We start from the raw sequence: 25,330 nt of genomic DNA on the forward strand, positions 1-25,330 counted from the left end.
ATGAGTCAAAACGTTTATCAATTTGTCGACTTACAGCGTGTTGATCCGCCTAAAAAAGCGCTGAAGATCCGTAAAATTGAGTTTGTGGAAATTTACGAGCCGTTCTCAGCAACTCAGGCTGCATCGCAGGCAGACCGCTGCCTGTCTTGTGGCAACCCCTACTGCGAATGGAAATGTCCGGTACATAACTACATTCCGAACTGGCTGAAGCTGGCAAACGAAGGCCGCATCATGGAAGCGGCAGATCTTGCGCATCAGACCAACAGCCTGCCGGAAGTTTGCGGACGCGTTTGTCCGCAGGACCGGCTCTGCGAAGGTTCCTGCACGCTGAATGATGAATTCGGCGCGGTGACTATCGGTAACATCGAGCGCTACATCAACGATAAAGCGATCGAGATGGGCTGGCGTCCGGATATGTCTCACGTACACCCGACCGGTAAGCGTGTGGCAATTATCGGCGCAGGTCCGGCAGGCTTAGCCTGTGCTGACGTGCTGACCCGTAACGGCGTGAAAGCAGTGGTTTACGATCGTCACCCGGAAATCGGTGGCTTGCTGACATTCGGTATTCCGGCCTTCAAGCTGGAAAAATCAGTGATGACCAAGCGTCGTGAAATCTTCACCGAGATGGGTATCGAGTTCCAGCTCAATACGGAAGTCGGCAAAGACATCACGATGGAAGCCCTGCTGGCAGAATATGATTCTGTCTTCCTCGGCGTCGGAACTTATCAGTCAATGCGCGGTGGCTTACAGAACGAAGATGCGCCGGGTGTTTACGACGCCCTGCCGTTCCTCATCGCTAACACCAAACAGCTGATGGGCTACGACGACAGCCAGGAAGAGCCTTACGTCACGATGGATAAGAAACGCGTTGTGGTTCTGGGCGGTGGTGACACCGCGATGGACTGTGTGCGTACTTCAATCCGTCAGGGCGCAACGCATGTGACCTGTGCGTATCGCCGTGACGAAGAGAACATGCCTGGCTCACGCCGTGAAGTGAAGAATGCCCGCGAAGAAGGCGTTGATTTCAAATTCAACCTGCAACCGCTGAGCATCGAACTGAACGATTCTGGCCGCGTGTGTGGCGTGCGGATGGCCCGCACTGAACTCGGTGCGCCAGATGCTGCCGGCCGTCGCCGTGCAGAAATCGTGGCCGGTTCCGAGCATGTGATGGAAGCTGATGCCGTGGTGATGGCGTTTGGTTTCCGGCCTCACAAAATGGAATGGCTGGCGTCGCACGACGTAGAACTCGATTCATCCGGACGCATTGTGGCACCGGAAGGCAGCGATAACGCTTTCCAGACCAGCAACCCGAAAATCTTCGCCGGTGGCGATGCGGTTCGCGGTTCTGATCTGGTGGTAACGGCGATTGCCGAAGGCCGTAAGGCCGCAGAAGGCATCATGAATTACCTCGAAGTGTAATTTCATTTTGCCCTTCACGAAGGCCGCGAAAGCGGCCTTTTTTATGGGGTACGGTGATGCCCGTCGCTAAATTCAGGCAATAAAAAACCCCGCGTAGCAACGCAGGGTTTTAGCCGGACAACATGACAAGCGCGGTGTTATTTCACAACGCGCAGTGCCGGGCGACCACCGCGTGGCGGAGCCGGCGGCTCATCATCCGGATCTTCTTCAGCCACATCGGGCAAATCGCCATCAATGACTGACATGGTCGGCTCTGAGGGCTCTTCCGCACTCAGATCGCCATCAAAAGCGCCTTCGGCTTCGTAAGCAGGTTCAGGCTCGAACATGGTACCGGCACCGTTTTCACGGGCATAAATTGCCAGAACGGCGGCAATCGGTACAAAAACGTTACGCGGTACGCCACCAAAACGTGCATTGAAGCGTACATCGTCGTTGCCCAGTTCGAGATTGCCGACAGCGCGCGGCGCAACGTTCAGAACAATTTGTCCGTCACGCGCAAACTCCATCGGCACCATCACACCAGGCATCGTCACGTCAACCACCAGATGCGGGGTTAACTGGTTGTCGAGCAACCAGTCATAAAAAGCCCGCAGCAGATAAGGGCGACGCGGAGACATGTCGGTCATCTCCATACCTTAACCTCGGGTATGCAAACGCATTTCGCGCTCGGGTTCGGTCAGGGAAGCCAGGAATGCATCACGCTCAAAGACGCGAGTCATATAACCTTTCAGCTCTTTAGAACCGGCACCTGACAGCTCAATGCCCAGTTCTGGCAAACGCCACAGCAGCGGAGCCAGGTAGCAATCGACCAGGCTGAACTCTTCGCTTTTGAAGTAAGGCATGTAGGAGAAGATTGGCGCAATCGCCAGCAACTCTTCGCGAAGTTGTTTACGCGCGGCATCCGCTTCGGTCGCAGAACCTTGCTCGATTTGACGCATCAGAGAATACCAGTCGTTTTCGATGCGATGCATCATCAGACGGCTCTCGCCACGGGCAACCGGATAAACCGGCATCAGTGGTGGATGCGGGAAACGCTCATCAAGATATTCCATGATGATGCGGGATTCGAACAGCGTCAGCTCACGATCGACCAGCGTTGGCACGGTGCGATAAGGGTTGAGGTCAATAAGATCCTGCGGCAGGTGATCCATCTCAACCTGCTCGATCTCGACACTGACACCTTTCTCCGCCAGTACGATACGTACTTGATGGCTAAAAATGTCGGTCGGGCCGGAAAACAGCGTCATTACCGAACGTTTGTTGGCAGCGACAGCCATGAAAACCTCCAAGTTTATCTAGAATATTACAGCGAGTTATCGCCAGCCTGCAGTTTTTGTCCCGTAGTTTCATAGACAACCATTGGCAAGGCGAACCCAGCCAGGAAGCGCGGCAACGTCAACTGCTCGGCGAATAGGCACAAAAGTGTGTGATAGTTTACCAGATTTTACGCACGCTGTGGGGGACGCTGAGACGATTTCATGGTGAATTGTGTGTCAGGAGATCTTTTCTTCGGAAAAACCGGAATAGCGGGCATAAAAAAACCCGGTGAAACACCGGGTTTTTGACGCTGATTTTCGTGCCGAAGCACTGAGCTGCATAAGCAGCAGAAAATTAACGTTTGGAGAACTGAGGACGACGACGTGCTTTACGCAGACCGACTTTCTTACGTTCAACCTGACGAGCATCGCGAGTTACGAAGCCTGCTTTACGCAGTTCGCCACGCAGATTTTCGTCATATTCCATCAGTGCACGGGTGATACCGTGACGGATAGCACCAGCTTGACCGGAGATACCACCACCTTTAACGGTGATGTACAGGTCGAATTTCTCAACCATGTCGACCAGTTCCAGTGGTTGACGAACTACCATGCGGGCAGTTTCACGACCAAAGTACTGTTCCAGGCTACGCTGGTTAATTACGATGTTACCACTACCCGGTTTGATGAAAACACGAGCGGCGGAGCTTTTGCGGCGACCAGTGCCGTAGTATTGATTTTCAGCCATTGCCTATAATCCCGAATTAAATGTCAAGAACTTGCGGTTGTTGCGCCGCATGAGTGTGCTCGTTACCCGCGTAAACTTTCATTTTACGGTACATTGCACGACCCAACGGGCCCTTTGGCAACATGCCTTTAACCGCGAGCTCGATCACGCGTTCAGGACGGCGAGCGATCATCTCTTCAAAGGTCGCTTGCTTGATACCACCGATGTGGCCGGTGTGATGGTAATAAATCTTGTCGTTACGCTTGTTGCCGGTTACAGCAACTTTTTCTGCGTTCAGAACGATGATGTAATCACCAGTATCAACGTGCGGAGTGTATTCCGCTTTATGTTTGCCACGCAGACGGCGGGCCAGTTCAGTGGCCAGGCGACCTAAGGTCTTGCCGGTAGCGTCAACTACGAACCAGTCACGTTGTACGGTTTCCGGTTTAGCTGTAAAAGTTTTCATTAAAAGCTTACCCAATTAAAGTTACACGTTGGCGAACACCCGAACGCTTACTTGTTTATAAAATAAGTATTTGAGGTTCACACGACCATCGTCCAGCAAACCTACCCCTTCGAATAGCCAATGCTGGCACTTATAAAGTTTCGGGAAAAAAACTTTGTAGTAACGTGGGGTCGCAAGATTATAGAGAAGTCCACAGCAAAGATCGAACCCTTTTTCGACAAAAAGAAAGATTTCCCTCAAGTCGCCCGAAGGGTTCGCTTTGCAAAAATGACAAACGCTTTTATATCATATATCGAACAAATAATAACCAACCTAAAATCACGGCAGATGTGGGCGTATGAGGTATTCCTCGCTTTGCATCTCCTGAAGACGCGAGAGACAGCGCTGATATTCAAACTTCAGGCGTTCGCCCTGATAAATCTCAAACATCGGCACTGCCGCTGAAATCACCAGTTTCACATGACGTTCATAGAACTCATCGACCAGCGCCAGAAAACGCCTAGCCGCATTCTCGCTGTCAGCAGCCATTACCGGAACGTTATGCAGCAATACGCTGTGATAGATTTTCGACAGCGCAATATAGTCGAGCTGGCTGCGCGCCTCTTCACATAATGTATGGAATTCTACCGCCAGTACGCCGTCTACCGCTGCGAGCGCCTGCAACGGCCGGTGATTCACTTCCAGCATGACCGGTTCAGCACCGGAATCTCCGCTGTGATTGCCGGTCAGTTTCCCCAGCATGCTTTGCATCGCCACCGTCGCTTCCGGGCCCGCCGGAGACAGCCACAAATTCGCCTGCGTTAATGTGCGCAAACGATAATCAATGCCCGCATCCACATTCAGCACGTCACAGTATTCTTTAATCAGATCGATAGCGGGCAGAAAACGCGCGCGCTGCAACCCGTTTCGGTACAGCTGATCAGGCGGAATGTTAGACGTCGCAATCAGCGTGATACCGCGCGCAAATAGCGCCTGTAACAGCGTCGCCAGCAGCATCGCATCGGTAATATCCGAAACAAAAAACTCGTCGAAACACAGAACATCTGTTTCGGCTTTGAATTTATCCGCGATCACTTCCAGCGGATCTTCCTGCCCCTGAAGCTGCGTCAGTTCTTCATGCACACGCTGCATAAAGCGGTGGAAGTGCAGGCGCAGTTTGCGTTCGCCGGGCAGACTGTGGAAAAACAAATCCATCAGCCAGGTTTTACCGCGCCCGACGCCGCCCCACATATAAAGGCCCTGAACCGGGCGTTGGGTCGTTTTAACCGGCGCTTTGCCGAACAAGCGCCCCAGCAAGCCACTGCGTGCTGCCGTGGCAGGCGCCGCCGCTGGGAGAGCGGAAAGCGCCTGATAAATAACATCCAGCTGCGCGACGGCCTGCTTCTGAACGGCATCCGGCTGGAACTCACCGGCATCAACTGCACTCTGATAAAGGGTAAGGGGTGATTTGGGTTGCATCGTAGTTAACGTCCCTGAGAAAAAAATTTTAAGTTTTTCACGTTGTTTAGCCGCTTTTTTGCCGTGGGTTCGCCGCATTTCCCTGCTGTCTGTGTATGAAAAAAACGACAGGTGGCAGTGATTTTCCCGGCAGGATTCCACTCTGACAAGGTTAACGGTTATAGTGGAGCTATTGCATGACGAATTCGTGTGACAATTACGTTAAAACCATTGTCCAAAAAAGTTAAGTCATAAAAGTTACGTGAAAAAGCCCTGCGGGACAACGAAGTCAAAATAGGAGTCATTATGACCTGGGAGTATGCACTCATTGGATTAGTGGTCGGTATCGCGATTGGTGCGGTGGCGATGCGCTTTGGTAATCGTAAATTACGTGATCAACAAGTCATGAAAAACGAGCTGGAGAAAAGCAAAGCAGAACTCGATGAATATCGTCAGGAACTGGTGGGCCACTTTGCCCGCAGCGCCGAGTTGCTGGATAACATGGCGACTGATTACCGCCAGCTTTATCAGCATATGGCCAAAAGCTCTAACAACCTGCTGCCGGATATGCCTGAGCAGGATAATCCGTTCAACTACCGTCTGACAGGGTCTGAAGCCGATAACGATCAGGTTCCGGTTCAGATGCCACGCGATTATTCTGACGGCGCATCAGGTCTGTTGCGCGGCGAACGTCCTGTTCGTAAATAACAGACGTCATTAACCGGTGCGGTCCACTGCACCGGTGCTTATAACGGCGCATGTCTCCTGCATGTGCCGTTCTCCTGACCTGATCCTTCCCGTGCTGTGAATCACTGTTCTATTGTCCATAACTGACGTCCATTACAGAAAGCGAGAGAGTTATCGTGATGAAGAAAAAGTCATTTTTGCTCAGTGTGTTAGCTGTTAGCCTTGGATTAACTTTCGCTTCTGCGCCTATGGCGAATGCTGCTTTACCTACGGAAGTTCAGGGACAGCCCCTGCCCAGCCTGGCTCCGGTGCTTGAAAAAGTGCTGCCCGCGGTGGTTGGCGTTCAGGTTTCCGGCACGCAGCCGCCAAGTGCGGACGTTCCTCCGGAATATAGATTCTTCTTCGGCCAGCAAGATCCTGAGCCGAATACCGGGCCGCAGCCTTTCGAAGGGCTGGGTTCCGGTGTGATTATTGATGCGGCAAAAGGCTACGTGCTCACCAACAACCATGTGGTAAATAACGCCGATAAAATCAGCGTTCAGCTCAACGATGGTCGCGAATACAAAGCCAAACTGATCGGCAAAGACGATCAGTCAGACATTGCCGTGATCCAGCTGATTGATGCCAAAAATCTGACCCAAATAGCGATGGCAGATTCCGATAACCTCCGCGTCGGCGATTTTGCGATTGCCGTGGGTAACCCATTTGGCCTCGGCCAGACCGTTACATCCGGCATTGTTTCGGCGCTGGGTCGCAGTGGTCTGAATCTTGAAGGGCTGGAAAACTTTATCCAGACCGATGCTTCGATAAACCGCGGTAACTCCGGCGGCGCGTTGCTTGACCTGAAAGGTGAACTGATTGGTATCAACACCGCCATTATTTCCTCTCAGGGCGGCAGCGTCGGTATCGGTTTTGCCATTCCGGTTAACATGGCCAAAAATCTCAGCCATCAGTTGATCGAATTCGGCGAAGTGAAGCGCGGCCTGCTGGGGATCCGTGGCAGCGAAATGACTCCAGAACTGGCTCAGGCATTTAAGCTGGACAGCCAGCGCGGGGCTTTCGTCAACGAAGTTCTGCCTGATTCTGCTGCGTCGAAAGCGGGCATTAAATCCGGTGACGTGCTGGTGACGTTACAAGGAAAAACCCTGAGCAGTTTCGCTGAATTGCGGGCGAAAGTCGGAACCGCGGGGCCGGGCGTCACCATGCAAATCGGTTTATTGCGCGACGGCAAACCCATGACCGTCAGCGTCACGCTGGATAAAAGCCCGGCGGTGGAAGTCAGCATTGAGAAACTCAATCCGGCACTTCAGGGTGTCACGCTGAGTGACCCGACCGATAAGAACACCAAGGGCGTTCATGTCGATGACGTGAAAAAAGGCACGCCAGCGGATCAGATCGGCCTTCAGAAAGACGATGTCATTATCGGCGTAAACCGTGAGCCTCTCGAGAATCTGGCGGCATTCCGCAAAATCCTCGAAAGCAAACCCGATCTGATCGCGCTGAGTATTTTGCGTAAAGGTCAAAATATCTATTTATTCATGCCGTAATGCGTTGAAAATCGGACGCAGATGCTGCTGCGTCCGATTAACTCATGCTATCCTTCAGCCACTTTTCCTCTCGCATCCCATATATCCATGTTTGTTAAGCTATTGAGATCTGCTGTTATCGGCCTGATTGTTGCTGGCATTTTGCTGGCGGCGGTCCCTATGTTGCGTAAAAACATCTCAGAACCGATATTTAACCGTAATTTCAATCAGGACAGCGAACAACCTGTCAGCTTTAACGGCGGTGTCCGTCATGCGGCGCCTGCGGTTGTGAATGTCTACAATCGCAATATGGGAAACAGTTCGCAAAACGAGCTGGCGATCCGCACGCTGGGTTCCGGCGTGATCATGAATGACAACGGCTATATCCTCACCAACAAACATGTGGTGAATAATGCCGACCAGATTATTGTTGCCTTGCAGGATGGCCGCGTTTTTGAAGCCCTGCTGGTGGGTTCAGACAGCCTGACCGATCTGGCCGTTCTGAAAATCAACGCCGGCAACTTGCCGGTAATTCCGATTAACCCGCGCAGAACGCCGCACGTTGGCGATGTGGTCATGGCGATCGGCAACCCCTACAACCTCGGCCAGACGGTGACACAGGGCATTATCAGTGCCACCGGTCGTATCGGCCTCAGCCCTTCAGGCCGTCAGAATTTCCTGCAAACCGATGCTTCAATCAACCAGGGGAACTCCGGCGGTGCGCTGGTCAACTCACTGGGTGAGCTGATGGGCATCAATACCCTGTCCTTTGACCAAAGCAACGACGGCGCGACGCCGGAAGGCATTGGCTTTGCCATCCCGACTGCGCTGGCGACCAAGGTGATGGGCAAGCTCATCCGCGATGGTCGCGTCATTCGCGGGTATATCGGCATCAGCGGGCGTGAAGTTTCACCACTGCACGGGCCGAACAGCGGGCTGGATCATATTCAGGGAATTGTGGTTAACGAAGTAACCGCCAACGGCCCGGCGGCGAATGCGGGAATGCAGGTCAGCGATGTAATTGTTAACGTGAATAATAAGCCTGCGATTTCCGCCATCGAAACCATGGATCAGGTGGCCGAAGTCCGTCCTGGCACAGTGATCCCGGTTGAGATTATGCGTAACGGGCAGAAGCTGACGTTGCAGGTCACCGTACAGGAATATCCTGAACACTGATTGACGTAACCGCTGAACAGATAACGAAAAAGCCGGAAAGGTTTCCCCTTCCGGCTTTTTTAATGCGTGCGGCGTAAAGTTTACTCGCCTTTAAAACGCTCAATTTTAGCGCCGAGCTGACGCAGTTTATCTTCGATGCGCTCGTAACCACGATCGATGTGATAAATACGGTCAACGACGGTCACGCCTTCTGCGATGCAACCGGCCAGAACCAGGCTGGCAGACGCGCGTAAATCCGTCGCCATTACCTGCGCGCCAGACAGTTTCTCAACGCCGTGGCAAATCAGGGTGCTGCCTTCGATTTCAGCATGCGCGCCCATACGGATAAGCTCAGGGATGTGCATGAAGCGGTTTTCGAAGATAGTTTCGGTGATCACACCGGTACCTTCCGCCACCAGATTCAGCAGGCTGAATTGTGCCTGCATATCGGTCGGGAAGCCCGGATGCGGCGCAGTGCGGAAGTTGACTGCTTTAGCGCGTTTGCCATGCATGTCGAGACTGATCCAGTCTTCGCCCACTTCGATATCGGCACCGGCTTCACGCAGTTTTGCCAGTACGGCATCCAGCGTGTCAGGACGGGCTTCACGGCAGGTAATTTTGCCACCGGAAATGGCCGCTGCAACCAGGAAAGTCCCGGTTTCGATGCGGTCAGGAACAACACGGTAAACACCGCCCCCCAGACGGGCGACGCCTTCGATGGTGATCTTATCGGTGCCCGCGCCGGTGATTTTTGCACCCAGCGTGTTAAGGAAATTAGCGGTATCGACAATTTCCGGCTCACGCGCGGCGTTTTCGATAATGGTCGTGCCTTCCGCCAGGGTCGCTGCGCTCATGATGGTCACAGTCGCGCCCACGCTGACTTTGTCCATTACGATATGCGCGCCTTTCAGACGGCCATCAACGGACGCTTTCACATAACCTTCTTCCAGCACGATAGTCGCACCGAGCTGTTCCAGGCCGGTAATGTGCAGGTCAACAGGACGCGCGCCAATCGCACAGCCGCCCGGCAGGGAAACTTCACCACGACCAAAACGCGCCACCAGAGGACCGAGAGCCCAGATGGAAGCACGCATGGTTTTCACCAGATCATACGGCGCGCAAAACTCGTTTACCGCGCTGGCATCCACGAACACAGAACCGTTGCGTTCGATTTTGGTGCCTAACTGGCTCAGTAATTTGATGGTGGTATCGATGTCTTTCAGGTGAGGAACGTTCTGGAGTTCAACAGGTTCCTCAGCAAGCAGTGCGGCAAACAAAATAGGAAGTGCGGCATTTTTTGCACCAGAGATAGTAACTTCGCCACTCAGACGAGTCCCACCCTGTACACGAAATTTATCCATTATGACTGCTCTCTTAAATTTCAACTCTGATTAAATACGAGGAAGCTGCCGGCGCTCCGGCAGTCTTATAAACCGCTCAGTTTACGGTCACGCGCCCATTCTTCCGGGGTATAAGCCTTAATAGACAGCGCATGAATTCGATTGTCGGCGATGTATTCCATCAGCGGGGCGTAAACGGTCTGCTGTTTTTTCACGCGGCTCATGCCATCAAACATCGCACCAACGACAATGGCCTGAAAATGACTGCCATCGCCAGTAATGTGGGCTTCATCCAGTGCCAACGCGTTCATCAGCACTTCTTTAATTTCACTCGTTTCCATAGGGATCTATTCTTCTGAAGAATCATAACAGCCCGATATCTTATAGGGATCGGACCAAATCTTAAACCACGAAAAAGCCCCTGAGGAAGAGTTTCGCACAGGGGCTTTATGGACATTAAGGCAACGATTTACATCACGCCGCCTAACCTCCCGTAACTGTTCACTTATTTGCCAGTGAGTCAGTCGGGATAATGTCCTGAAGATTATACAAAGCAATCAGCGTATGCAGCCGGTCGGTAATGCCCGCGATGGTCAGCGAACTACCCTGCTGGCTAGCTTCTTCACGAAGATGCACTAACAGCGCCAGACCCGAAGAATCCACGCGTTCCAGCCCGGACACATCCAGAGTGGTCACGCCGGACATCAGTTTTTTACGCGCATCCCAAAAAGCCACCAGCGTTTCGCGATCCAACTCACCCTGCAAGGTCAGTCGCGGCGGCTGCGATTCCCAGCGCAGAGCTTCACTCATTATTGCTTATCCAGGGTGATCGGCTGAGCAGCGGCTTGTTTCAGACGGGCAGTCAGGCCATCAATACCTTTCTGACGCAGGATATCCGCCCACTCGTTTTGCTTGGTCGAAATCATGCTCACGCCTTCTGCGATCATGTCATATGCCTGCCATTCACCTGTGCGGCTGTTTTTACGCCACTGGAAATCCAGACGTACTGGCGGACGGCCATTGGGATCGGTGATGGTGACGCGGATGGCGATGATATCTTTGTCCGCATAAGACTGTTCAGGCTGCACGGTGTAGCTCTGGCCGTTGTACATCGCCAGCGCCTGACCATAGGCCTGCTGCAAATATTCAGAGAACGCTGCAAAATATGCGTCACGTTGTGCAGGCGTTGCCTGTTGGTAATAGCGGCCTAATACCAGCGCACCGGCATATTTAATCTGCACGTACGGCAGCAGTTCATCACGAACAATCTGGCGCAGGTAGTTAGGATCCTGCTTGATTTTCGGCTGTTCGGTTTTCAGGCGGGTGAAGGTTTTGTTCGCCGCTTCATTCATCACGCTGTAAGGGTTGGTTTTGTCCACAGCGGCGTTGGCCAGCGGAGCCATAACCACCAGCAGTGCAGCGATCACTAAACGTTTAAACATACTTTTTTTCCTCTTTTATGGAGAATCCGTGATGGCAATTCTTAATGGGCAGCCGGCTGTGGCGCCGTATTAGCGTCAGGTGCAGGTGCGGCATTCCCTTCAGGTGCTGCCGGAGCAGCCGTTGCATCAGGGTCAGCCTTGCCGTCGCCGCTCTTATAAAGGAACTGGCCAATCAGGTCTTCGAGAACCAGTGCGGATTTCGTGTCCTGAATGACGCCACCATTTTTAAGGATAGTCGTTCCCATCTCCGGGTCTTCAAATCCAATGTTCAATGCCAGGAATTGTTCACCCAGTAAACCCGAGGTGCGGATAGCCAGTGTACTGGTGCTTGGGATCTGGTTGTATTTCTGGTCGATATCCATTTCCACACGCGGAGAATAATTTTTATCCAGCGTAATGCTGCTGACGCGACCAATCACCACGCCGCCAACTTTCACCGGTGAGCCGCTTTTCAGGCCGCCGATATTGTCGAAGTCCGCAGAAATACGGTAAGTCGGATCCGAACCGATAGAACGGATGTCAGCCACTTTCAGGCACAAAAAGACCACCGCGATCAATGCGATGATTAAAAATGCGCCAACCCAAATCTCACTCTTTTTCGTTTGCATGGTTTAATTTCCAAACATCAGTGCTGTCAGCACAAAATCCAATCCCAGCACCGCCAGTGACGAATGCACCACAGTACGTGTCGTTGCCCGGCTGATCCCTTCGGATGTCGGGATCGCATCATAGCCATTGAACAACGCAATCCAGGTCACGGTGATAGCGAAAACAAGGCTTTTAATCAGGCAGTTAAGCAGATCTGTCCGCCAGTCTACGGCAGTTTGCATCGCAGACCAGAAGAAACCGCTGTCGATACCCTTCCAGTCCACGCCAACCAGTGAACCGCCCCAAATCCCGACAGCAACGAAAATCGCCGTCAGCAGGGGCATGGAAATCAGACCGGCCCAGAAGCGCGGTGCCACAACGCGGCGCAGCGGATCAATCGCCATCATTTCCAGGCTGGAGATTTGCTCAGTGGCTTTCATCAGACCCAGTTCAGCGGTTAACGCAGAACCCGCGCGCCCGGCAAACAACAGCGCGGTCACGACCGGGCCAAGTTCACGCAACAGCGACAGCGCCACCATCATGCCCAGACTGGCTTCGGCACTGTACGTGGTCAAAATGAGGTATCCCTGCAACCCCAGAACCATGCCGATGAACAGCCCGGAAACCAGAATGATTAACAGAGAAAGCACGCCAACACTGTAGAGCTGCTTTATCAGCAGCGGCCATTGTTTGGCAAATTGCGGCTTACCGACTAATGCCCGGAAGAGCATTAAACCGGCACGGCCAAAGGACGCACAGGTGTTTATCCCGCTGCGCCCGACTGAGGCTAATGCCTTAATTAACATGGGTACTCCATCATCCGAGCAGCTCGGTTTTGTAATCACCGGCAGGGAAACGGAAAGGAACCGGTCCATCGGCAATACCATCAAGGAACTGGCGAACCCGCGGATCTGGATTATTTTGCAGCTCCTCAGGCGTTCCTTCAGCAATAACATGTTGTGCTGCAACAATATACGCGTAATCCGCAATACTCAGCACTTCAGGAACGTCATGGGAAACCACAATGCAGGTCACGCCCAGCGCATGGTTCAGCTCGTCGATCAGTTTGACCAGCACGCCCATCGTGATCGGATCTTGCCCCACGAAAGGCTCATCGAACATGATGAGTTCAGGATCAAGCGCAATTGCACGCGCCAGCGCGACACGACGCGCCATGCCACCGGATAATTCCGCCGGCATCAGTTCACCGGCACCGCGCAGCCCGACGGCTTCAAGCTTCATGGTCACGGTACTGCGCAGTAATGCCTCAGGCAATTTACTGTGCTCGCGCAGCGGGAACGCGACATTTTCGAATACATTGAGGTCAGTAAACAATGCACCGGACTGAAACAGCATGCTCATTTTTTTGCGTGATTCGTAAAGCTTGCGGCGTGACAGCGCAGGAATGTTATCTCCGTCAAACCAGATTTCACCTTTATCCGGCGTAAGCTGGCCGCCGATAAGACGCAGGAGCGTCGTTTTACCGATCCCCGAAGGCCCCATAATGGCGGTGACTTTGCCTTTCGGCACGGTCATGTTTATCTCTTCGAAAATGGGACGATCGCCGCGCACGAAACTCATGCCTTTGATCTCAACCAGATTCGATTCGCTTTGACTCATTCAGTTTATCCCTTCGGAATGCTTTCGCTAAGAATACGTCTGACCCGGGTGGGGCGTCGTATAACTTTGGTATTTTTACAAAAACTTACCCCGCTTTCGTTACCAAAGTTGCCATCGATTTACTTTTCCGTCACAGACGGTCAAAATCAACGAATTACCATTTTAAATTAAAAGCCTTCATCGTCTAACATACAGGAACCTGCTGGCCACGTTTTCAGACAAAATGTTGCCTTAGCTCATGTTGACGAAGGAATCGCCTGCCTTTCAAGGCAACGAACCTCGCATTATACCCAATAAAGGATGTTTCATGCTTCTCGCTATCGTACTGATGATTGTCGGCCTGTTACTGCTTGTTTACGCCGCCGATCGTCTGGTGTACGGAGCCGCTGTGCTGGCACGCTCACTGGGCATGCCGCCACTCGTGATTGGCATGACCGTCGTCGGCGTGGGCATATCACTGCCTGAACTGGTGGTTTCCACCACCGCCGCCATCAACGATCAAATGGATTTGGCCGTTGGAAACGCAATTGGTTCGAATATCATTAATATTCTTCTGATTTTGGGCGGCGCCGCCCTGATTCATCCACTTTCCGTTCGTTCTGATATATTACGCCGCGAACTCCCTCTATTGTTACTGGTCACAGCGCTGTGCGGTTTTCTGCTCAGCGACGGCGAACTCAGCCGGTTCGATGGCGTTTTGCTGCTGGCCAGTGCCGCCGCGTTTATGATGCTGGTGATAAAAATCGCCCGCGCGGCTGAAAAAGAGGGGCTGGACACGCTGACGTACGAGCAAATGTCTGAACTTCCGCAAGACAGCAGCAACACCGTGGCATTTCTGTGGCTGGCATTGGGCTTTATCATCATGCCACTGGCGTCAGGCATGATTGTCGACAACAGTACAGTGATTGCACGATATTTAGGCGTGAGCGAACTGGTGATTGGCCTGACGGTCATCGCTATCGGCACCAGCCTGCCGGAACTGGCGACGTTTATCGCCGGTGCAATTAAAGGTGAAGATGATATCGCGCTGGGCAATATCATCGGCGCCAATATTTTTAACACCTGCCTGGTGCTGGGATTACCTGCACTGGTGGCACCGGGTTCGTTCAACCCGGATGCGTTTCACCGCGACTACTGGGTGATGCTGGCGGTCAGCGTGGTGCTTTCCGGTTTGTGCCTGATGCGCAAACACCGGATCGGGCATCTCGCCGGCGCATTATTGCTGTGCGGATTTATCGCCTACATGGCGGTGCTGTTCCTGTTACCGGACAGCATTGCCTTCTGAACTCTGTCAGGAATTGACTATGGCTAACTTTACCTTCGCCTCCGACTTTGATTTCCAGGCCGTCGGGCGTGATGTGCTGAAAACAGAACGTGAAGGACTTGAGCAGTTAGATCAATACATTAACGGTGACTTTACCCGTGCGTGCGAAAAAATCTTCGCCTGCACCGGAAAAGTCGTCGTGATGGGTATGGGCAAATCCGGTCATATTGGCCGCAAGATGGCCGCCACATTTGCCAGTACCGGGACTCCGGCATTTTTTGTCCACCCGGGTGAAGCCAGTCACGGCGATCTGGGCATGGTATCAAAGCAGGACATCGTTATCCTGATTTCCAACTCCGGCGAGGCGCATGAAATTCTGGGGCTGATCCCGGTCCTGAAACGGCTGAGCATTACGCTTATCTGCATGACGTCCAATCCGGAAAGCACGATGGGCAAAGCCGCCGATGTGCATCTTTGCGTCCGTGTGCCGAAAGAAGCCTGCCCGCTGGGTCTGGCGCCGACCAGCAGCACCACCGCTGTTTTGGTCATGGGCGACGCGCTCGCCGTAGCGCTGCTTGAAGCCCGCGGATTTACCCCTGAAGATTTCGCCCTGTCACACCCCGGCGGAGCACTGGGTCGCAAGCTCTTATTGCGCGTCAGCGATATCATGCACACCGGCGATGAAATCCCGCACGTCAGCCGTGATGCTTCTTTGCGCGATGCTCTTCTGGAAATCACTCGCAAAAATCTGGGCATGACGGTCATCTGCAACGATTTAATGAAAATCGAAGGGATCTTTACCGATGGTGATTTACGCCGCATCTTTGATATGGGCGTGAACATTAATAATGCGGCGATTGCCGATGTGATGACGACCGGCGGGATCCGCGTTCGCCCTTCGCTTCTGGCGGTTGATGCACTGAATCTGATGCAGGAAAAACACATTACCTGCGTAATGGTTGCTGATGGTGACCAGTTGTTAGGTGTGTTACATATGCACGATATGCTGCGCGCTGGCGTAGTTTAATTGAGGAATAGCCCGAATGAGTAAAAGCGCAGCCCTGGTGGAGACCTGCTACGGTCCGGTCAGCGCCCACGTGCTGGAACGCGCCAAAGCCGTTCGCCTGCTGATTTGCGATGTGGACGGCGTCATGTCCGACGGCCTGATCTACATGGGAAATCAGGGCGAAGAGCTGAAAAGTTTTAACGTTCGCGACGGTTACGGCATCCGTTGCCTGCTGACATCTGACATTGAGGTCGCGATTATTACAGGCCGCAATGCGAAATTACTGGAAGATCGCGCTAAAACCCTCGGTATCCGCCACTTGTATCAGGGGCAATCGGATAAGCTTTTGGCCTTCCGTGAACTGTTAGATACACTGTCCCTGCGGGCTGAAGAAGTGGCGTATATCGGGGATGACCTGATTGACTGGCCGGTTATGGCCGAAGTCGGTCTTTCCGTGGCGGTTCAGGATGCACATCCGATCCTGTTGCCGAAGGCCGATTACGTTACCCGTATCGCCGGCGGACGTGGTGCCGTGCGCGAATTGTGTGACCTGATTCTGCTGGCGCAGGGCAAGCTGGAGGACGCCAAAGGGCTGTCGATATGAGTAAAACAAAACTTTGGATTATCCTTGTTCTGACGGCCATCGTTCTGATTCTGGTGGGCTGGTCATTGTCTGACAGCAGCGATGACGCTCCGCAGACGGTTAACGATCAGGATCCCACTTACCAGAGCGCCCACACGGTCACGATGGTCTATGACCCGACGGGCAGCCTGACGTATAAACTGGTTTCAGACCAGGTAAAATACTACGCCGCCGATCAGGTGACGTGGTTTACCAATCCGGTCGCGACCATGTATGACAAGAATAAAACACCAACCTGGGTGCTGCGTTCTGATAAAGCCAAGTTGACTCAGGATAAGATGCTCTATCTTTACGGGCATGTGCAGGGCGATAGCCTGACGCCTGAGACGTCACAGCTTCAAAGAATCAAAACGGATAATGCCCGGGTTAACCTGACGACACAGGACGTTGCCTCAGACGATGAAGTAACGCTTTATGGCACAGGTTTTACATCTAACGGCATGAAAATGCGCGGTAATCTGCGTGATAAGACAGCACAGCTGATCGAAAAGGTAACGACCTCTTATGAAATTCAAAGCAAAAAATAAAATCCGTGATCTCCTGATCGTCAGCTCGTTGTTAGCCGTGAGCATTCCGGCCTTCGCCTTAAAAGATGACACGACGAAACCGATCACCATTGATTCCGCCAATCAGGCGCTGGATGTGAACACCAACACGGCCACCTTCACCGGTAACGTCGTGGTCAATCAGGGCACCATTCAGGTTAAAGCCGATAAAGTGGTCGTGATCCGTCCTCAGGGCGTTTCCGGCAAAGAAGTGGTGGAAGGTTACGGTAATCCGGTGACATTTTACCAGATGCAGGACAACGGTAAGCCAGTGAAAGGCCATGCGCAGAAAGTCCGCTATGAAGTGGAAAACGATCTCGTGACCCTGACCGGTAACGCGTATCTTGAACAGCTCGACAGCAACGTGAAAGGCGACCGTATCACCTATCTGGTGCAGAAACAGCAAATGGAAGCCTTCAGTGATAAAGGCAACCGTGTGACGACCGTTCTGGTTCCTTCGCAGCTGCAACAAAAAACGCCTGCCGCGGGCGGCCAGCCGACCAAAAAGAGTAACTGATATTTTATGGCAAAATTAATCGCAGAGAATCTGGCCAAAGCATACAAAGGCCGCAAGGTCGTTGAAGATGTCAGCCTGAATGTCAATTCGGGAGAAATCGTCGGCTTGCTGGGGCCAAACGGTGCGGGTAAAACCACCACCTTCTACATGGTCGTCGGGATTGTGCAACGTGATGCGGGTCGTATTATCGTTGACGATGAAGACATCAGCCTTTTGCCATTGCATACCCGCGCCCGTCGCGGCATTGGGTATCTTCCGCAGGAAGCCTCTATCTTCCGTCGTCTCAGCGTGTTTGATAACCTGATGGCCGTATTACAAATCCGTGATGACCTGACCAAAGAGCAGCGTAACGATCGCGCCAATGAGTTAATGGAAGAGTTCCATATTTCACATTTGCGCGATAACCTCGGTCAGTCCTTGTCCGGTGGTGAACGTCGCCGTGTTGAGATTGCCCGCGCGCTGGCAGCGAATCCTAAGTTTATCCTGCTGGATGAACCTTTCGCCGGGGTTGACCCGATTTCCGTCATCGATATCAAAAAAATCATTGAGCATTTGCGTGACAGCGGCCTCGGCGTACTGATCACTGACCACAACGTTCGCGAAACTCTCGACGTTTGTGAGCGTGCCTATATCGTCAGTCAGGGGAAATTGATCGCCCACGGCACGCCAGCCGACATTCTTGCTGATGAACAGGTTAAACGCGTTTATCTTGGTGAAGAATTCCGTCTGTGATCTGTGCCGCCGGAACCGTGCCCGTTTCGACGTAAAGTCTGACGGGAGGTCTCTGACAGAAGTTACTCAGTTTGTAATCAACGGAAATAAAACCAAGATATGAAGCAAGGTTTGCAACTCAGACTCAGCCAACAACTGGCAATGACTCCTCAGTTACAACAGGCGATCCGCCTGTTGCAACTGTCCACGCTTGAGCTCCAACAGGAGATCCAACTCGCGCTGGAGAGCAACCCTCTGCTGGAACAAACCGACCTTCATGATGAAATCGATTCGGTAGAAGCCACCGACAACGAAGCGTTAGATACACGCGAAGCGCTCGAGCAGAAAGACATGCCCGAAGAGCTACCGCTGGATGCCACCTGGGACGAGATTTATACCGCGGGCACGCCTTCCGGCACCGGCAACGATTACAGCGACGACGAGCTGCCAATTTATCAGGGTGAAACCACGCAGACGCTTCAGGATTACCTGATGTGGCAGGTGGAACTGACGCCGTTTTCCGACACCGATGCCGCGATTGCCACGTCCATTGTCGACGCGGTAGACGATACCGGCTATCTGACCGTTTCCCTTGACGACATCCTCGAAAGCATCGGTGACGACAACGTCAGCATGGACGAAGTCGAAGCCGTTTTGAAACGCGTACAGCGTTTTGATCCGGTCGGTGTGGCGGCGCGTGACCTGCGTGACTGCCTGCTGATCCAGCTTTCGCAGTACGCCACAGACACGCCTTTCATCACCGAAGCACGCCTGATTATCAGCGAACATCTGGATTTGCTGGCGAACCATGATTTCCGCGCACTTATGCGTTCAACCCGGCTAAAAGAAGATACACTGAAAGGAGCGATGCTTCTGATTCAGTCTCTTGATCCGCGTCCGGGCCAGTCGATTAACACCGGTGAATCCGAATACGTGATCCCCGATGTGCTGGTGCGAAAAGTGTCCGGTGTCTGGACGGTAGAACTGAACTCCGACAGCATTCCGCGTTTGAAGATCAACCAGCAATACGCCGCGATGGGCAATTCCGCGCGCAGCGACAGCGACGGACAGTTTATCCGCAGCAATTTGCAGGAAGCCAAATGGCTGATCAAAAGCCTGGAAAGCCGCAACGATACGCTGCTGAAAGTGACACGCTGCATCGTTGAGCAGCAGCAGGCGTTCTTTGAGTTAGGTGAAGAATTTATGAAACCCATGGTGTTGGCAGATATCGCCAGCGCAGTGGAAATGCATGAATCGACGATTTCACGTGTGACGACGCAGAAGTTTCTGCACAGCCCGCGTGGCATTTTCGAACTGAAGTATTTTTTCTCCAGCCATGTCAGTACAGACAGCGGCGGCGAGGCATCGTCAACCGCGATCCGGGCGCTGGTGAAAAAATTAATCGCAGCGGAGAATCCTGTAAAACCGCTCAGTGACAGTAAGTTAGCCACCCTGCTTTCCGATCAGGGAATTATGGTGGCGCGCCGGACTGTCGCCAAATACCGAGAGTCTTTGTCCATCCCGCCCTCAAACCAGCGTAAACAGTTAGTTTGACCTCAACAGAGAAGGAAGACATTATGCAGCTCAACATTACCGGACATCACATTGAGATCACCGATCCCCTGAGAGAATTCATCACGTCGAAGCTCGCCAAGCTTGAGCAGTATTTCGACCGGATAAATCAGGTGTATGTGGTGTTGAGCGTTGAAAAGGTGCAGAAAGTAGCGGAAGCCACTTTGCATGTGAACGGAGGCGAGTTGCATGCCACCTCGGAGCATCAGGATATGTACGCGGCAATTGACGGCCTGGTTGATAAACTGGCCCGCCAGCTGAACAAGCACAAAGACAAACTGAAACAGCACTGACATTCATGTAGCCAACCCTGTGCTACAAACCTTCGGGCATCGGCTTGTGACCTTCGGGAAACGAGCCGATATAGCTTTAAGGGTGAAACAGCGCCAAAGTGAAGATGACATGATTAACGATACTGCAATGCAATTAACGTCGGTGCTTAATGCCGAATGCACCAAAAGCGGCGTTCATTGCGCCAGCAAAAAACGCGCACTGGAAATCATCAGTGAGCTGGCGGCCAAACAGCTAAATTTATCGCCGCAGGTGATTTTTGACGCCATTTTGACCCGTGAACGCATGGGCAGCACCGGGATCGGTGCCGGGATCGCCATTCCGCACGGAAAGCTGGAAGAAGACACTTTACGTGCCGTCGGGGTGTTCATTCAGCTTGAACAACCGATCGCTTTTGACGCTATCGATAATCAGCCTGTGGATTTGCTTTTTGCCTTGCTGGTTCCGGCAGATCAATGTAAAACCCATTTACATACCTTGTCTTTAGTCGCCAAAAAACTGGCGGATAAAGGGGTGTGTCGTCGTCTGCGCGGAGCGCAAAGTGACGAAGAACTGTTCCAGATAATGACTGAAAACGAATAAATTACTGATTCCCGGTTGCGCGCCGGGAAAATGAATTCTGAACACTGAATGCCAGGGGAGTGACACCATGGTGCTGATGATTGTCAGCGGCCGTTCCGGTTCCGGGAAGTCGGTTGCCCTAAGGGCATTGGAAGACATGGGTTTTTACTGTGTGGATAACCTGCCGGTAGTGTTATTGCCGCAGCTCGCCCAGACCCTTGTTGAACGCAATACGTCAGCGGCCGTCAGCATTGACGTTCGCAACATGCCAGAAACACCGGAAGTTTATGAGCATGCGATGTCACAGCTGCCGGAAAGCTTTTCACCACAGCTGCTGTTCCTCGACGCTGACCGTAATACCCTGATCCGCCGTTACAGCGACACCCGTCGTCTGCACCCGCTTTCCAGCAAAAACCTGTCCCTTGAAAGTGCAATCGATGAAGAAGCCGATTTGCTGGAGCCTTTGCGCTCTTCCGCGGATCTGATCATCGACACCTCCGAGATGTCCGTTCACGAACTGGCTGAAATGCTGCGTACGCGCCTGCTGGGCAAACGCGAACGTGAACTGACCATGGTCTTTGAATCCTTTGGTTTCAAACACGGTATTCCAATTGATGCGGATTACGTTTTCGACGTGCGTTTCCTGCCAAACCCGCACTGGGATCCGAAACTGCGTCCGATGACCGGTCTCGACAAACCGGTCGCTGCGTTCCTCGACCGTCATACCGAAGTCCATAACTTTATCTACCAGACGCGCAGCTACCTTGAACAATGGCTGCCCGCGCTGGAGACCAATAACCGCAGTTATCTGACCGTCGCCATTGGCTGTACCGGCGGTAAGCACCGTTCGGTGTATATCGCAGAACAGCTGGCTGACTATTTCCGTTCCCGTGGGAAGAACGTCCAGTCCCGCCATCGCACGCTGGAAAAACGCAAATCATGACGGTTAAACAAACGGTAGAAATCAAAAACCGGTTAGGGATGCATGCCCGTCCGGCGATGAAGTTATTTGAACTGGTACAGAGCTTCGAGTCAGAAGTGATGCTGCGCAACGGCACAGGCATTGAGGCGGAAGCCAGCAGCGTGATTGCATTGCTGATGCTGGATTCCCCGAAAGGCCAGCAGATTGAAATCGAAGCCACCGGCCCCGATGAAGAACAGGCACTGACCGCCGTCGTTAATCTCATCAACTCCGGTTTCGACGAGGACTGATTTAAAGATTAGCCAACGCCTGTCGTTGGCTAAATTCGGCTCAAACAGTCGATCGCAATCGCCTTGAAGCTTTCAAAATTCTCACTGCTCAGCAGCCGGCTCATCGAACGCTCCCGCACAAACGTCACGAACAAATCGTAAATCGCCATCGCCTCTTCGTAATCTGCCTTGCTGATCGCCAGCAGGAAAATCACGTGCGCCGTTTCTCCTTCGCCCCAGGCAATGCCCTGCGGTGATAGCAGCGTGATCACCACGGTTTTCTTCGCCAGCAAACCCAGCGAGTGCGGCAACGCAATACCTTCGCCCAGCATGGTCGAGACAATCTCCTCGCGCTCACACACGGACGGGTAAAACGCCTGATCGACATATCCTTCTGCTTCAAGCTGCGAGCAGACATGGCGGAAAAGCTCCGCCTGCGTCATCGGCTCATTGACGATCATGAAGTGTTTTTCGTCGAAGAATTTTTCCAGCATATAGGGCCGGGTGCGGTCGACCAGCACCAGCTTGCCGAGCTGCTCCATCTGGTATTCCGTCGGGAACGGCGACAGCACCACTACCGGTTTATTCTTCTCAGTAATGCGGGCGTTGGAGATAATAAAATCTTCGTCGATGTGTTCCAGCTTCTCGTAATCGCGCAGCGACACAATCTGCTTCATCACCAGTTGCGGATATTTGCGGCTAATCTGTGCCTGAATCATGCGGATGGTCGAATTACCGGTATCGCAGACCAGCATGACCTGCGGATGGCGCTGGTAGCCGATGTTGTAATGCCGCTCCAGCCCGACGCCAATATGCAGCACCAGAAAGCCGATTTCATTCTCGCTCAGCGTGTACGGCGTGTATTTCCCCCAGCTTGAGACCGCTGCCAGCGTGACGTCATACGCCATCGGATAATGCTGTTTGATATTACTCAGCAGCGGATTGGGGATATTAATCTGGTATTTCACCCGCGTAATCATGGTCTTGATGTGCGTCAGGAGATCAGCTCGCAGCTGCTTATCGCCCTGCAAATCATAGTTATAGTGCGAGTTGATGTACGAAAGAATGTAATCGACCAGCGACTCATCGTCGTCGGCGTTAATGTCCGTCGGTAAAATCTGCTGGACGCGGCGCGCGGCAATATTCACCCGCAGATACGCCTCTTCCGAAGCGGGGATTTCCTTACCGACCAGATTTTTCAGCTCCGCCGCCAGCCGCACAGAAACCTGCTTCACCGCCGGATCACCGTCTTCGGCATCAAAATCTGTCAGCGGATAACCGCCGGTAATGCGTTTAATCGCCACGGCGCAATAGAGGATCAGATATTGCTCGCCTTCATCCGTCAGCTGAATGGAAGACTGCGTCAACAACTGATGCATAAAACGCGTCAGCGGAACTAACGCTTCCGGCTCGAGGCTTTCGGCCTTCAGCAGCGGATTGGTCTGTTCCTCGGCATCCAGCTGAAACAACAAATCGGTCAGACAGGCGCGGATCGCCAGCTCTGCGCCGAACAGTTTCATGCCGTATCGCGGTTTGGTTTCGATATTCAGGTGATAACGCGCCAGATGCTCCCTCACCTCAGCCATATCATTTTGCAGGGTTCCCCGGCTGACAAACCATTCATCGGCCAGATCTTCCAGCTTTAATGAAAAAGCTGAGGTCAAAAAGCGGATCAGCAACGTATTCACCCGTCCGGCGGCGGTGCGCGGCGTCGGGTTCGGTTTGCGTTGCGTTGATTGCTGTAACGACGAAAAGAGCGCCGCATCATCGATGCGCAGCTGGTATCCGCTGCCCCGGCTGTGGACAAACGTCGCGCCGTAACCGGCAATGATTTCATTCAGTGCCGTGATGTCAGCGCGCACCGTTCTTGTCGATACCGCCAGACGTTTTGCCAGCTCATCCTGAGGCAGGGTTTCGGTCTGGAGCGCATCGAACAATTGCGCCAGCCGTTGATTGGGAAATCTCACCATTATTCTTCCATATCGTTGTAACGTAGCCCCGTTCCGGCCTTTATAAGGAAAAGATAGAAACGGGGTTTGGTTCTTTTACACGGGTCTTTCAGGGCGCGATCACCATCTGCGACGGGCTGCCGACGGCCACATAGCCATCTACAAACGTCAGCTTGCCGCTTTCCGCTGATACCTTGAATGTAGTGATGTTATCGCTTCGTTGATTCATTGCGTAAATATATTTGCCGTCCGGTGACAAAGTGAGCGTGCGCGGATAATCGCCACGGGTCCAGGTTTCCCCGCCCCAGGTCATCCCGCCTTCACCGGTCACGTTGATTTGCGCGATGCTGTTGTGCAGACGATTGGCAACGTACAGATGTTTACCATCTTTGCTCAGAACAATGCCCGCGGCGAAGTTCGTGCCTTTGAAACCGGCCGGCAGCGTGGACAAGCTGTGCAGCTCGCTGAGCGTGCCTTTTACGGCGTCAAAGCGATAGCTGGTCAGCGTCGAAGCTTCTTCGTTAATCAGGAAAACGACTTTGCCGTTAGGATGAAACACGAAATGACGCGGTCCGGCGCCTTCCGAAGAGGCCTTAATGAACGGCGGATCGTTGGCTTCGAGCACGCCCGTTTCGCCGTTGAGCTTCCACTGATAAATCCGGTCCAGCCCCAGATCGGTGGAGAACACGAATTTGCCGGAAGGATCGGTGGCGATCATGTGCGCATGCGGGCCGTTATGGTCGCTGATGGCAAAACTGCCTTCCGCCGCGGCCGCCGGTTTACCCGCACCTGCCGGGCCAGAATCCTGCTGGCTGTTGCTGGCATCGCTCAGTTTGCCGCTGGCATCCACGGGGAATACCGCGACCACGCCGCTGATGTAATTAGCCACCAGCAGATGGCCGCCTTTCGGCGTCAGGGACAAATACACCGGCCCCGCGCCCTGCGAATCCACCTGATTAATCAGCGTCAGGCTGCCGTCTTCTGGCGAAATCCGGTAAGCCGCTACCGCGCCGTGTTTGCCGCCGTTGTAATTATCAATTTCACTGCCAATAAACAGCGTTTTACCGTCATGGCTGAGCACCATCTGGGCCTGATTTGGCAACTGGCTGGCGAGCGTTTTATCGCTCAGCGCACCGGTTTTAGGATCGAACTTAAAGCGGTAGACACCTTCCCCGTTGGGGTTGTAAGTGCCGACATACGCGAAATGTGGCGTTGTGGAAGTCATTGTTTTTTCTGCTGCGTAGAGCGGCATGGCCGAAACGGCCAGCATCGCGGAGGTTAAACCTGAAATCAGAAACCAGTTTCTCATACATTTCCTCAAACCTGGGTTGTCAGACAAACGAGAGGCTCAGAGCCCGTTCAGTGGATGAAGGGCGCTGAGTGTTTAACCGCGCAGACGGCTTACCGCGCAGGAAAG

29 protein-coding genes are annotated in these 25,330 nt (G+C 53.0%); 15 read left to right on the forward strand and 14 right to left on the reverse strand.

The window, feature by feature from the left end:
• Window positions 1–1,419 carry a glutamate synthase small subunit gene (locus tag IV433_RS19950; protein ID WP_195815554.1) on the forward strand — a complete coding sequence of 473 codons (1,419 nt, stop codon included), beginning with the start codon at window positions 1–3 and terminating at the stop codon, window positions 1,417–1,419.
• A gap of 137 nt (window positions 1,420–1,556) precedes the next feature.
• Here the strand turns inward: IV433_RS19950 and sspB are convergent, their stop codons facing one another.
• The 5 genes from sspB to zapE form a co-directional block, all read right to left on the reverse strand.
• A complete protein-coding gene (sspB, locus tag IV433_RS19955; protein WP_195815553.1) occupies window positions 1,557–2,051 on the reverse strand; it encodes a ClpXP protease specificity-enhancing factor in 495 nt (164 codons plus the stop codon).
• A gap of 3 nt (window positions 2,052–2,054) precedes the next feature.
• Window positions 2,055–2,696: a stringent starvation protein SspA gene (sspA, locus tag IV433_RS19960; RefSeq protein ID WP_104924272.1), complete on the reverse strand. Its 642-nt coding sequence runs from the start codon at window positions 2,694–2,696 to the stop codon at window positions 2,055–2,057.
• A gap of 334 nt (window positions 2,697–3,030) precedes the next feature.
• Window positions 3,031–3,423 carry a 30S ribosomal protein S9 gene (gene rpsI / locus IV433_RS19965; protein WP_013577238.1) on the reverse strand — a complete coding sequence of 131 codons (393 nt, stop codon included), beginning with the start codon at window positions 3,421–3,423 and terminating at the stop codon, window positions 3,031–3,033.
• 16 nt (window positions 3,424–3,439) lie between these two features.
• Entirely contained in the window at window positions 3,440–3,868 is a 429-nt protein-coding gene (gene rplM / locus IV433_RS19970; RefSeq protein ID WP_013577239.1) for a 50S ribosomal protein L13, read from the reverse strand.
• A gap of 318 nt (window positions 3,869–4,186) precedes the next feature.
• A complete protein-coding gene (zapE, locus tag IV433_RS19975; protein WP_195815552.1) occupies window positions 4,187–5,326 on the reverse strand; it encodes a cell division protein ZapE in 1,140 nt (379 codons plus the stop codon).
• Window positions 5,327–5,611: 285 nt separating this feature from the next.
• Here zapE and zapG point away from each other — a divergent pair, with 285 nt between their 5' ends.
• The 3 genes from zapG (at window position 5,612) to degS (ending at window position 8,694) form a co-directional block, all read left to right on the forward strand.
• A complete protein-coding gene (gene zapG / locus IV433_RS19980; protein ID WP_013577242.1) occupies window positions 5,612–6,013 on the forward strand; it encodes a Z-ring associated protein ZapG in 402 nt (133 codons plus the stop codon).
• A gap of 158 nt (window positions 6,014–6,171) precedes the next feature.
• Window positions 6,172–7,539 (forward strand): serine endoprotease DegQ, encoded by a 1,368-nt coding sequence (gene degQ, locus IV433_RS19985; protein WP_195815658.1) that lies wholly within the window; start codon window positions 6,172–6,174, stop codon window positions 7,537–7,539.
• Window positions 7,540–7,626: 87 nt separating this feature from the next.
• Entirely contained in the window at window positions 7,627–8,694 is a 1,068-nt protein-coding gene (degS, locus tag IV433_RS19990) for an outer membrane-stress sensor serine endopeptidase DegS (RefSeq protein ID WP_195815551.1), read from the forward strand.
• Window positions 8,695–8,774: 80 nt separating this feature from the next.
• On the opposite strand, the gene murA is transcribed toward degS, so the two are convergent.
• From murA to mlaF, 7 genes are all read right to left on the reverse strand, one after another.
• Window positions 8,775–10,034, reverse strand: coding sequence for a UDP-N-acetylglucosamine 1-carboxyvinyltransferase (gene murA / locus IV433_RS19995; protein WP_195815550.1), 1,260 nt, complete (start codon window positions 10,032–10,034; stop codon window positions 8,775–8,777).
• A 65-nt stretch (window positions 10,035–10,099) separates the two neighbouring features.
• Entirely contained in the window at window positions 10,100–10,354 is a 255-nt protein-coding gene (gene ibaG / locus IV433_RS20000) for a BolA family iron metabolism protein IbaG (RefSeq protein ID WP_152327328.1), read from the reverse strand.
• 160 nt (window positions 10,355–10,514) lie between these two features.
• Entirely contained in the window at window positions 10,515–10,823 is a 309-nt protein-coding gene (gene mlaB / locus IV433_RS20005) for a lipid asymmetry maintenance protein MlaB (protein ID WP_195815549.1), read from the reverse strand.
• Window positions 10,823–11,455: a phospholipid-binding protein MlaC gene (mlaC, locus tag IV433_RS20010; RefSeq protein WP_152327330.1), complete on the reverse strand. Its 633-nt coding sequence runs from the start codon at window positions 11,453–11,455 to the stop codon at window positions 10,823–10,825. Before mlaC ends, mlaB begins: the two co-directional genes overlap by 1 nt.
• A gap of 41 nt (window positions 11,456–11,496) precedes the next feature.
• The gene (gene mlaD / locus IV433_RS20015; RefSeq protein WP_195815548.1) at window positions 11,497–12,063 is read right to left on the reverse strand and encodes an outer membrane lipid asymmetry maintenance protein MlaD; all 567 of its coding nucleotides are present in this window, start codon (window positions 12,061–12,063) and stop codon (window positions 11,497–11,499) included.
• Between the two features lie 3 nt (window positions 12,064–12,066).
• On the reverse strand, window positions 12,067–12,849 hold the full coding sequence (gene mlaE, locus IV433_RS20020) for a lipid asymmetry maintenance ABC transporter permease subunit MlaE (RefSeq protein ID WP_152327332.1): 783 nt from the start codon (window positions 12,847–12,849) through the stop codon (window positions 12,067–12,069).
• A 10-nt stretch (window positions 12,850–12,859) separates the two neighbouring features.
• Window positions 12,860–13,663: a phospholipid ABC transporter ATP-binding protein MlaF gene (mlaF, locus tag IV433_RS20025; RefSeq protein ID WP_195815547.1), complete on the reverse strand. Its 804-nt coding sequence runs from the start codon at window positions 13,661–13,663 to the stop codon at window positions 12,860–12,862.
• A gap of 307 nt (window positions 13,664–13,970) precedes the next feature.
• Here mlaF and IV433_RS20030 point away from each other — a divergent pair, with 307 nt between their 5' ends.
• From IV433_RS20030 to npr, 11 genes are all read left to right on the forward strand, one after another.
• A complete protein-coding gene (locus IV433_RS20030) occupies window positions 13,971–14,948 on the forward strand; it encodes a calcium/sodium antiporter (RefSeq protein WP_195815546.1) in 978 nt (325 codons plus the stop codon).
• Window positions 14,949–14,967: 19 nt separating this feature from the next.
• A complete protein-coding gene (gene kdsD, locus IV433_RS20035; protein ID WP_195815545.1) occupies window positions 14,968–15,954 on the forward strand; it encodes an arabinose-5-phosphate isomerase KdsD in 987 nt (328 codons plus the stop codon).
• Window positions 15,955–15,970: 16 nt separating this feature from the next.
• Window positions 15,971–16,537 carry a 3-deoxy-manno-octulosonate-8-phosphatase KdsC gene (gene kdsC, locus IV433_RS20040; RefSeq protein WP_195815544.1) on the forward strand — a complete coding sequence of 189 codons (567 nt, stop codon included), beginning with the start codon at window positions 15,971–15,973 and terminating at the stop codon, window positions 16,535–16,537.
• Window positions 16,534–17,103 (forward strand): LPS export ABC transporter periplasmic protein LptC, encoded by a 570-nt coding sequence (gene lptC, locus IV433_RS20045; protein ID WP_195815543.1) that lies wholly within the window; start codon window positions 16,534–16,536, stop codon window positions 17,101–17,103. The genes kdsC and lptC overlap by 4 nt, the downstream gene beginning before the upstream one ends.
• Entirely contained in the window at window positions 17,081–17,638 is a 558-nt protein-coding gene (gene lptA / locus IV433_RS20050) for a lipopolysaccharide ABC transporter substrate-binding protein LptA (protein WP_152327338.1), read from the forward strand. Before lptC ends, lptA begins: the two co-directional genes overlap by 23 nt.
• Window positions 17,639–17,644: 6 nt before the next feature.
• The gene (gene lptB, locus IV433_RS20055) at window positions 17,645–18,370 is read left to right on the forward strand and encodes an LPS export ABC transporter ATP-binding protein (RefSeq protein WP_195815542.1); all 726 of its coding nucleotides are present in this window, start codon (window positions 17,645–17,647) and stop codon (window positions 18,368–18,370) included.
• A 99-nt stretch (window positions 18,371–18,469) separates the two neighbouring features.
• Window positions 18,470–19,903, forward strand: coding sequence for an RNA polymerase factor sigma-54 (gene rpoN / locus IV433_RS20060; protein ID WP_195815541.1), 1,434 nt, complete (start codon window positions 18,470–18,472; stop codon window positions 19,901–19,903).
• Window positions 19,904–19,926: 23 nt separating this feature from the next.
• Window positions 19,927–20,214, forward strand: a complete 288-nt coding sequence (gene hpf / locus IV433_RS20065) for a ribosome hibernation promoting factor (protein WP_013577259.1) — start codon at window positions 19,927–19,929, stop codon at window positions 20,212–20,214.
• A gap of 109 nt (window positions 20,215–20,323) precedes the next feature.
• Entirely contained in the window at window positions 20,324–20,794 is a 471-nt protein-coding gene (gene ptsN, locus IV433_RS20070) for a PTS IIA-like nitrogen regulatory protein PtsN (RefSeq protein ID WP_152327340.1), read from the forward strand.
• A 67-nt stretch (window positions 20,795–20,861) separates the two neighbouring features.
• Window positions 20,862–21,716, forward strand: coding sequence for an RNase adapter RapZ (gene rapZ, locus IV433_RS20075; protein WP_101074959.1), 855 nt, complete (start codon window positions 20,862–20,864; stop codon window positions 21,714–21,716).
• Entirely contained in the window at window positions 21,713–21,985 is a 273-nt protein-coding gene (gene npr / locus IV433_RS20080; RefSeq protein ID WP_056776243.1) for a PTS phosphocarrier protein NPr, read from the forward strand. The genes rapZ and npr overlap by 4 nt, the downstream gene beginning before the upstream one ends.
• A gap of 29 nt (window positions 21,986–22,014) precedes the next feature.
• Here npr and IV433_RS20085 read toward each other — a convergent pair whose 3' ends face one another.
• Together IV433_RS20085 and IV433_RS20090 are read right to left on the reverse strand one after the other, a co-directional pair.
• A complete protein-coding gene (locus IV433_RS20085; protein ID WP_195815540.1) occupies window positions 22,015–23,934 on the reverse strand; it encodes a BglG family transcription antiterminator in 1,920 nt (639 codons plus the stop codon).
• A gap of 88 nt (window positions 23,935–24,022) precedes the next feature.
• The gene (locus IV433_RS20090) at window positions 24,023–25,222 is read right to left on the reverse strand and encodes a lactonase family protein (RefSeq protein ID WP_195815539.1); all 1,200 of its coding nucleotides are present in this window, start codon (window positions 25,220–25,222) and stop codon (window positions 24,023–24,025) included.
• Window positions 25,223–25,330 lie beyond the last annotated feature (108 nt).

The sequence above is a fragment of the Rahnella laticis genome, from assembly GCF_015644585.1.
Classification (GTDB): Bacteria; Pseudomonadota; Gammaproteobacteria; order Enterobacterales; family Enterobacteriaceae; genus Rahnella; species Rahnella laticis.

Coding starts and splice junctions, on each gene's coding strand:
- IV433_RS19950 (WP_195815554.1), top strand. CDS start 1: ATGAGTCAAAACGTTTATCAATTTGTCGACTTACAGCGTGTTGATCCG.
- sspB (WP_195815553.1), bottom strand. CDS start 2,051: ATGGAGATGACCGACATGTCTCCGCGTCGCCCTTATCTGCTGCGGGCT.
- sspA (WP_104924272.1), bottom strand. CDS start 2,696: ATGGCTGTCGCTGCCAACAAACGTTCGGTAATGACGCTGTTTTCCGGC.
- rpsI (WP_013577238.1), bottom strand. CDS start 3,423: ATGGCTGAAAATCAATACTACGGCACTGGTCGCCGCAAAAGCTCCGCC.
- rplM (WP_013577239.1), bottom strand. CDS start 3,868: ATGAAAACTTTTACAGCTAAACCGGAAACCGTACAACGTGACTGGTTC.
- zapE (WP_195815552.1), bottom strand. CDS start 5,326: ATGCAACCCAAATCACCCCTTACCCTTTATCAGAGTGCAGTTGATGCC.
- zapG (WP_013577242.1), top strand. CDS start 5,612: ATGACCTGGGAGTATGCACTCATTGGATTAGTGGTCGGTATCGCGATT.
- degQ (WP_195815658.1), top strand. CDS start 6,172: ATGAAGAAAAAGTCATTTTTGCTCAGTGTGTTAGCTGTTAGCCTTGGA.
- degS (WP_195815551.1), top strand. CDS start 7,627: ATGTTTGTTAAGCTATTGAGATCTGCTGTTATCGGCCTGATTGTTGCT.
- murA (WP_195815550.1), bottom strand. CDS start 10,034: ATGGATAAATTTCGTGTACAGGGTGGGACTCGTCTGAGTGGCGAAGTT.
- ibaG (WP_152327328.1), bottom strand. CDS start 10,354: ATGGAAACGAGTGAAATTAAAGAAGTGCTGATGAACGCGTTGGCACTG.
- mlaB (WP_195815549.1), bottom strand. CDS start 10,823: ATGAGTGAAGCTCTGCGCTGGGAATCGCAGCCGCCGCGACTGACCTTG.
- mlaC (WP_152327330.1), bottom strand. CDS start 11,455: ATGTTTAAACGTTTAGTGATCGCTGCACTGCTGGTGGTTATGGCTCCG.
- mlaD (WP_195815548.1), bottom strand. CDS start 12,063: ATGCAAACGAAAAAGAGTGAGATTTGGGTTGGCGCATTTTTAATCATC.
- mlaE (WP_152327332.1), bottom strand. CDS start 12,849: ATGTTAATTAAGGCATTAGCCTCAGTCGGGCGCAGCGGGATAAACACC.
- mlaF (WP_195815547.1), bottom strand. CDS start 13,663: ATGAGTCAAAGCGAATCGAATCTGGTTGAGATCAAAGGCATGAGTTTC.
- IV433_RS20030 (WP_195815546.1), top strand. CDS start 13,971: ATGCTTCTCGCTATCGTACTGATGATTGTCGGCCTGTTACTGCTTGTT.
- kdsD (WP_195815545.1), top strand. CDS start 14,968: ATGGCTAACTTTACCTTCGCCTCCGACTTTGATTTCCAGGCCGTCGGG.
- kdsC (WP_195815544.1), top strand. CDS start 15,971: ATGAGTAAAAGCGCAGCCCTGGTGGAGACCTGCTACGGTCCGGTCAGC.
- lptC (WP_195815543.1), top strand. CDS start 16,534: ATGAGTAAAACAAAACTTTGGATTATCCTTGTTCTGACGGCCATCGTT.
- lptA (WP_152327338.1), top strand. CDS start 17,081: ATGAAATTCAAAGCAAAAAATAAAATCCGTGATCTCCTGATCGTCAGC.
- lptB (WP_195815542.1), top strand. CDS start 17,645: ATGGCAAAATTAATCGCAGAGAATCTGGCCAAAGCATACAAAGGCCGC.
- rpoN (WP_195815541.1), top strand. CDS start 18,470: ATGAAGCAAGGTTTGCAACTCAGACTCAGCCAACAACTGGCAATGACT.
- hpf (WP_013577259.1), top strand. CDS start 19,927: ATGCAGCTCAACATTACCGGACATCACATTGAGATCACCGATCCCCTG.
- ptsN (WP_152327340.1), top strand. CDS start 20,324: ATGATTAACGATACTGCAATGCAATTAACGTCGGTGCTTAATGCCGAA.
- rapZ (WP_101074959.1), top strand. CDS start 20,862: ATGGTGCTGATGATTGTCAGCGGCCGTTCCGGTTCCGGGAAGTCGGTT.
- npr (WP_056776243.1), top strand. CDS start 21,713: ATGACGGTTAAACAAACGGTAGAAATCAAAAACCGGTTAGGGATGCAT.
- IV433_RS20085 (WP_195815540.1), bottom strand. CDS start 23,934: ATGGTGAGATTTCCCAATCAACGGCTGGCGCAATTGTTCGATGCGCTC.
- IV433_RS20090 (WP_195815539.1), bottom strand. CDS start 25,222: ATGAGAAACTGGTTTCTGATTTCAGGTTTAACCTCCGCGATGCTGGCC.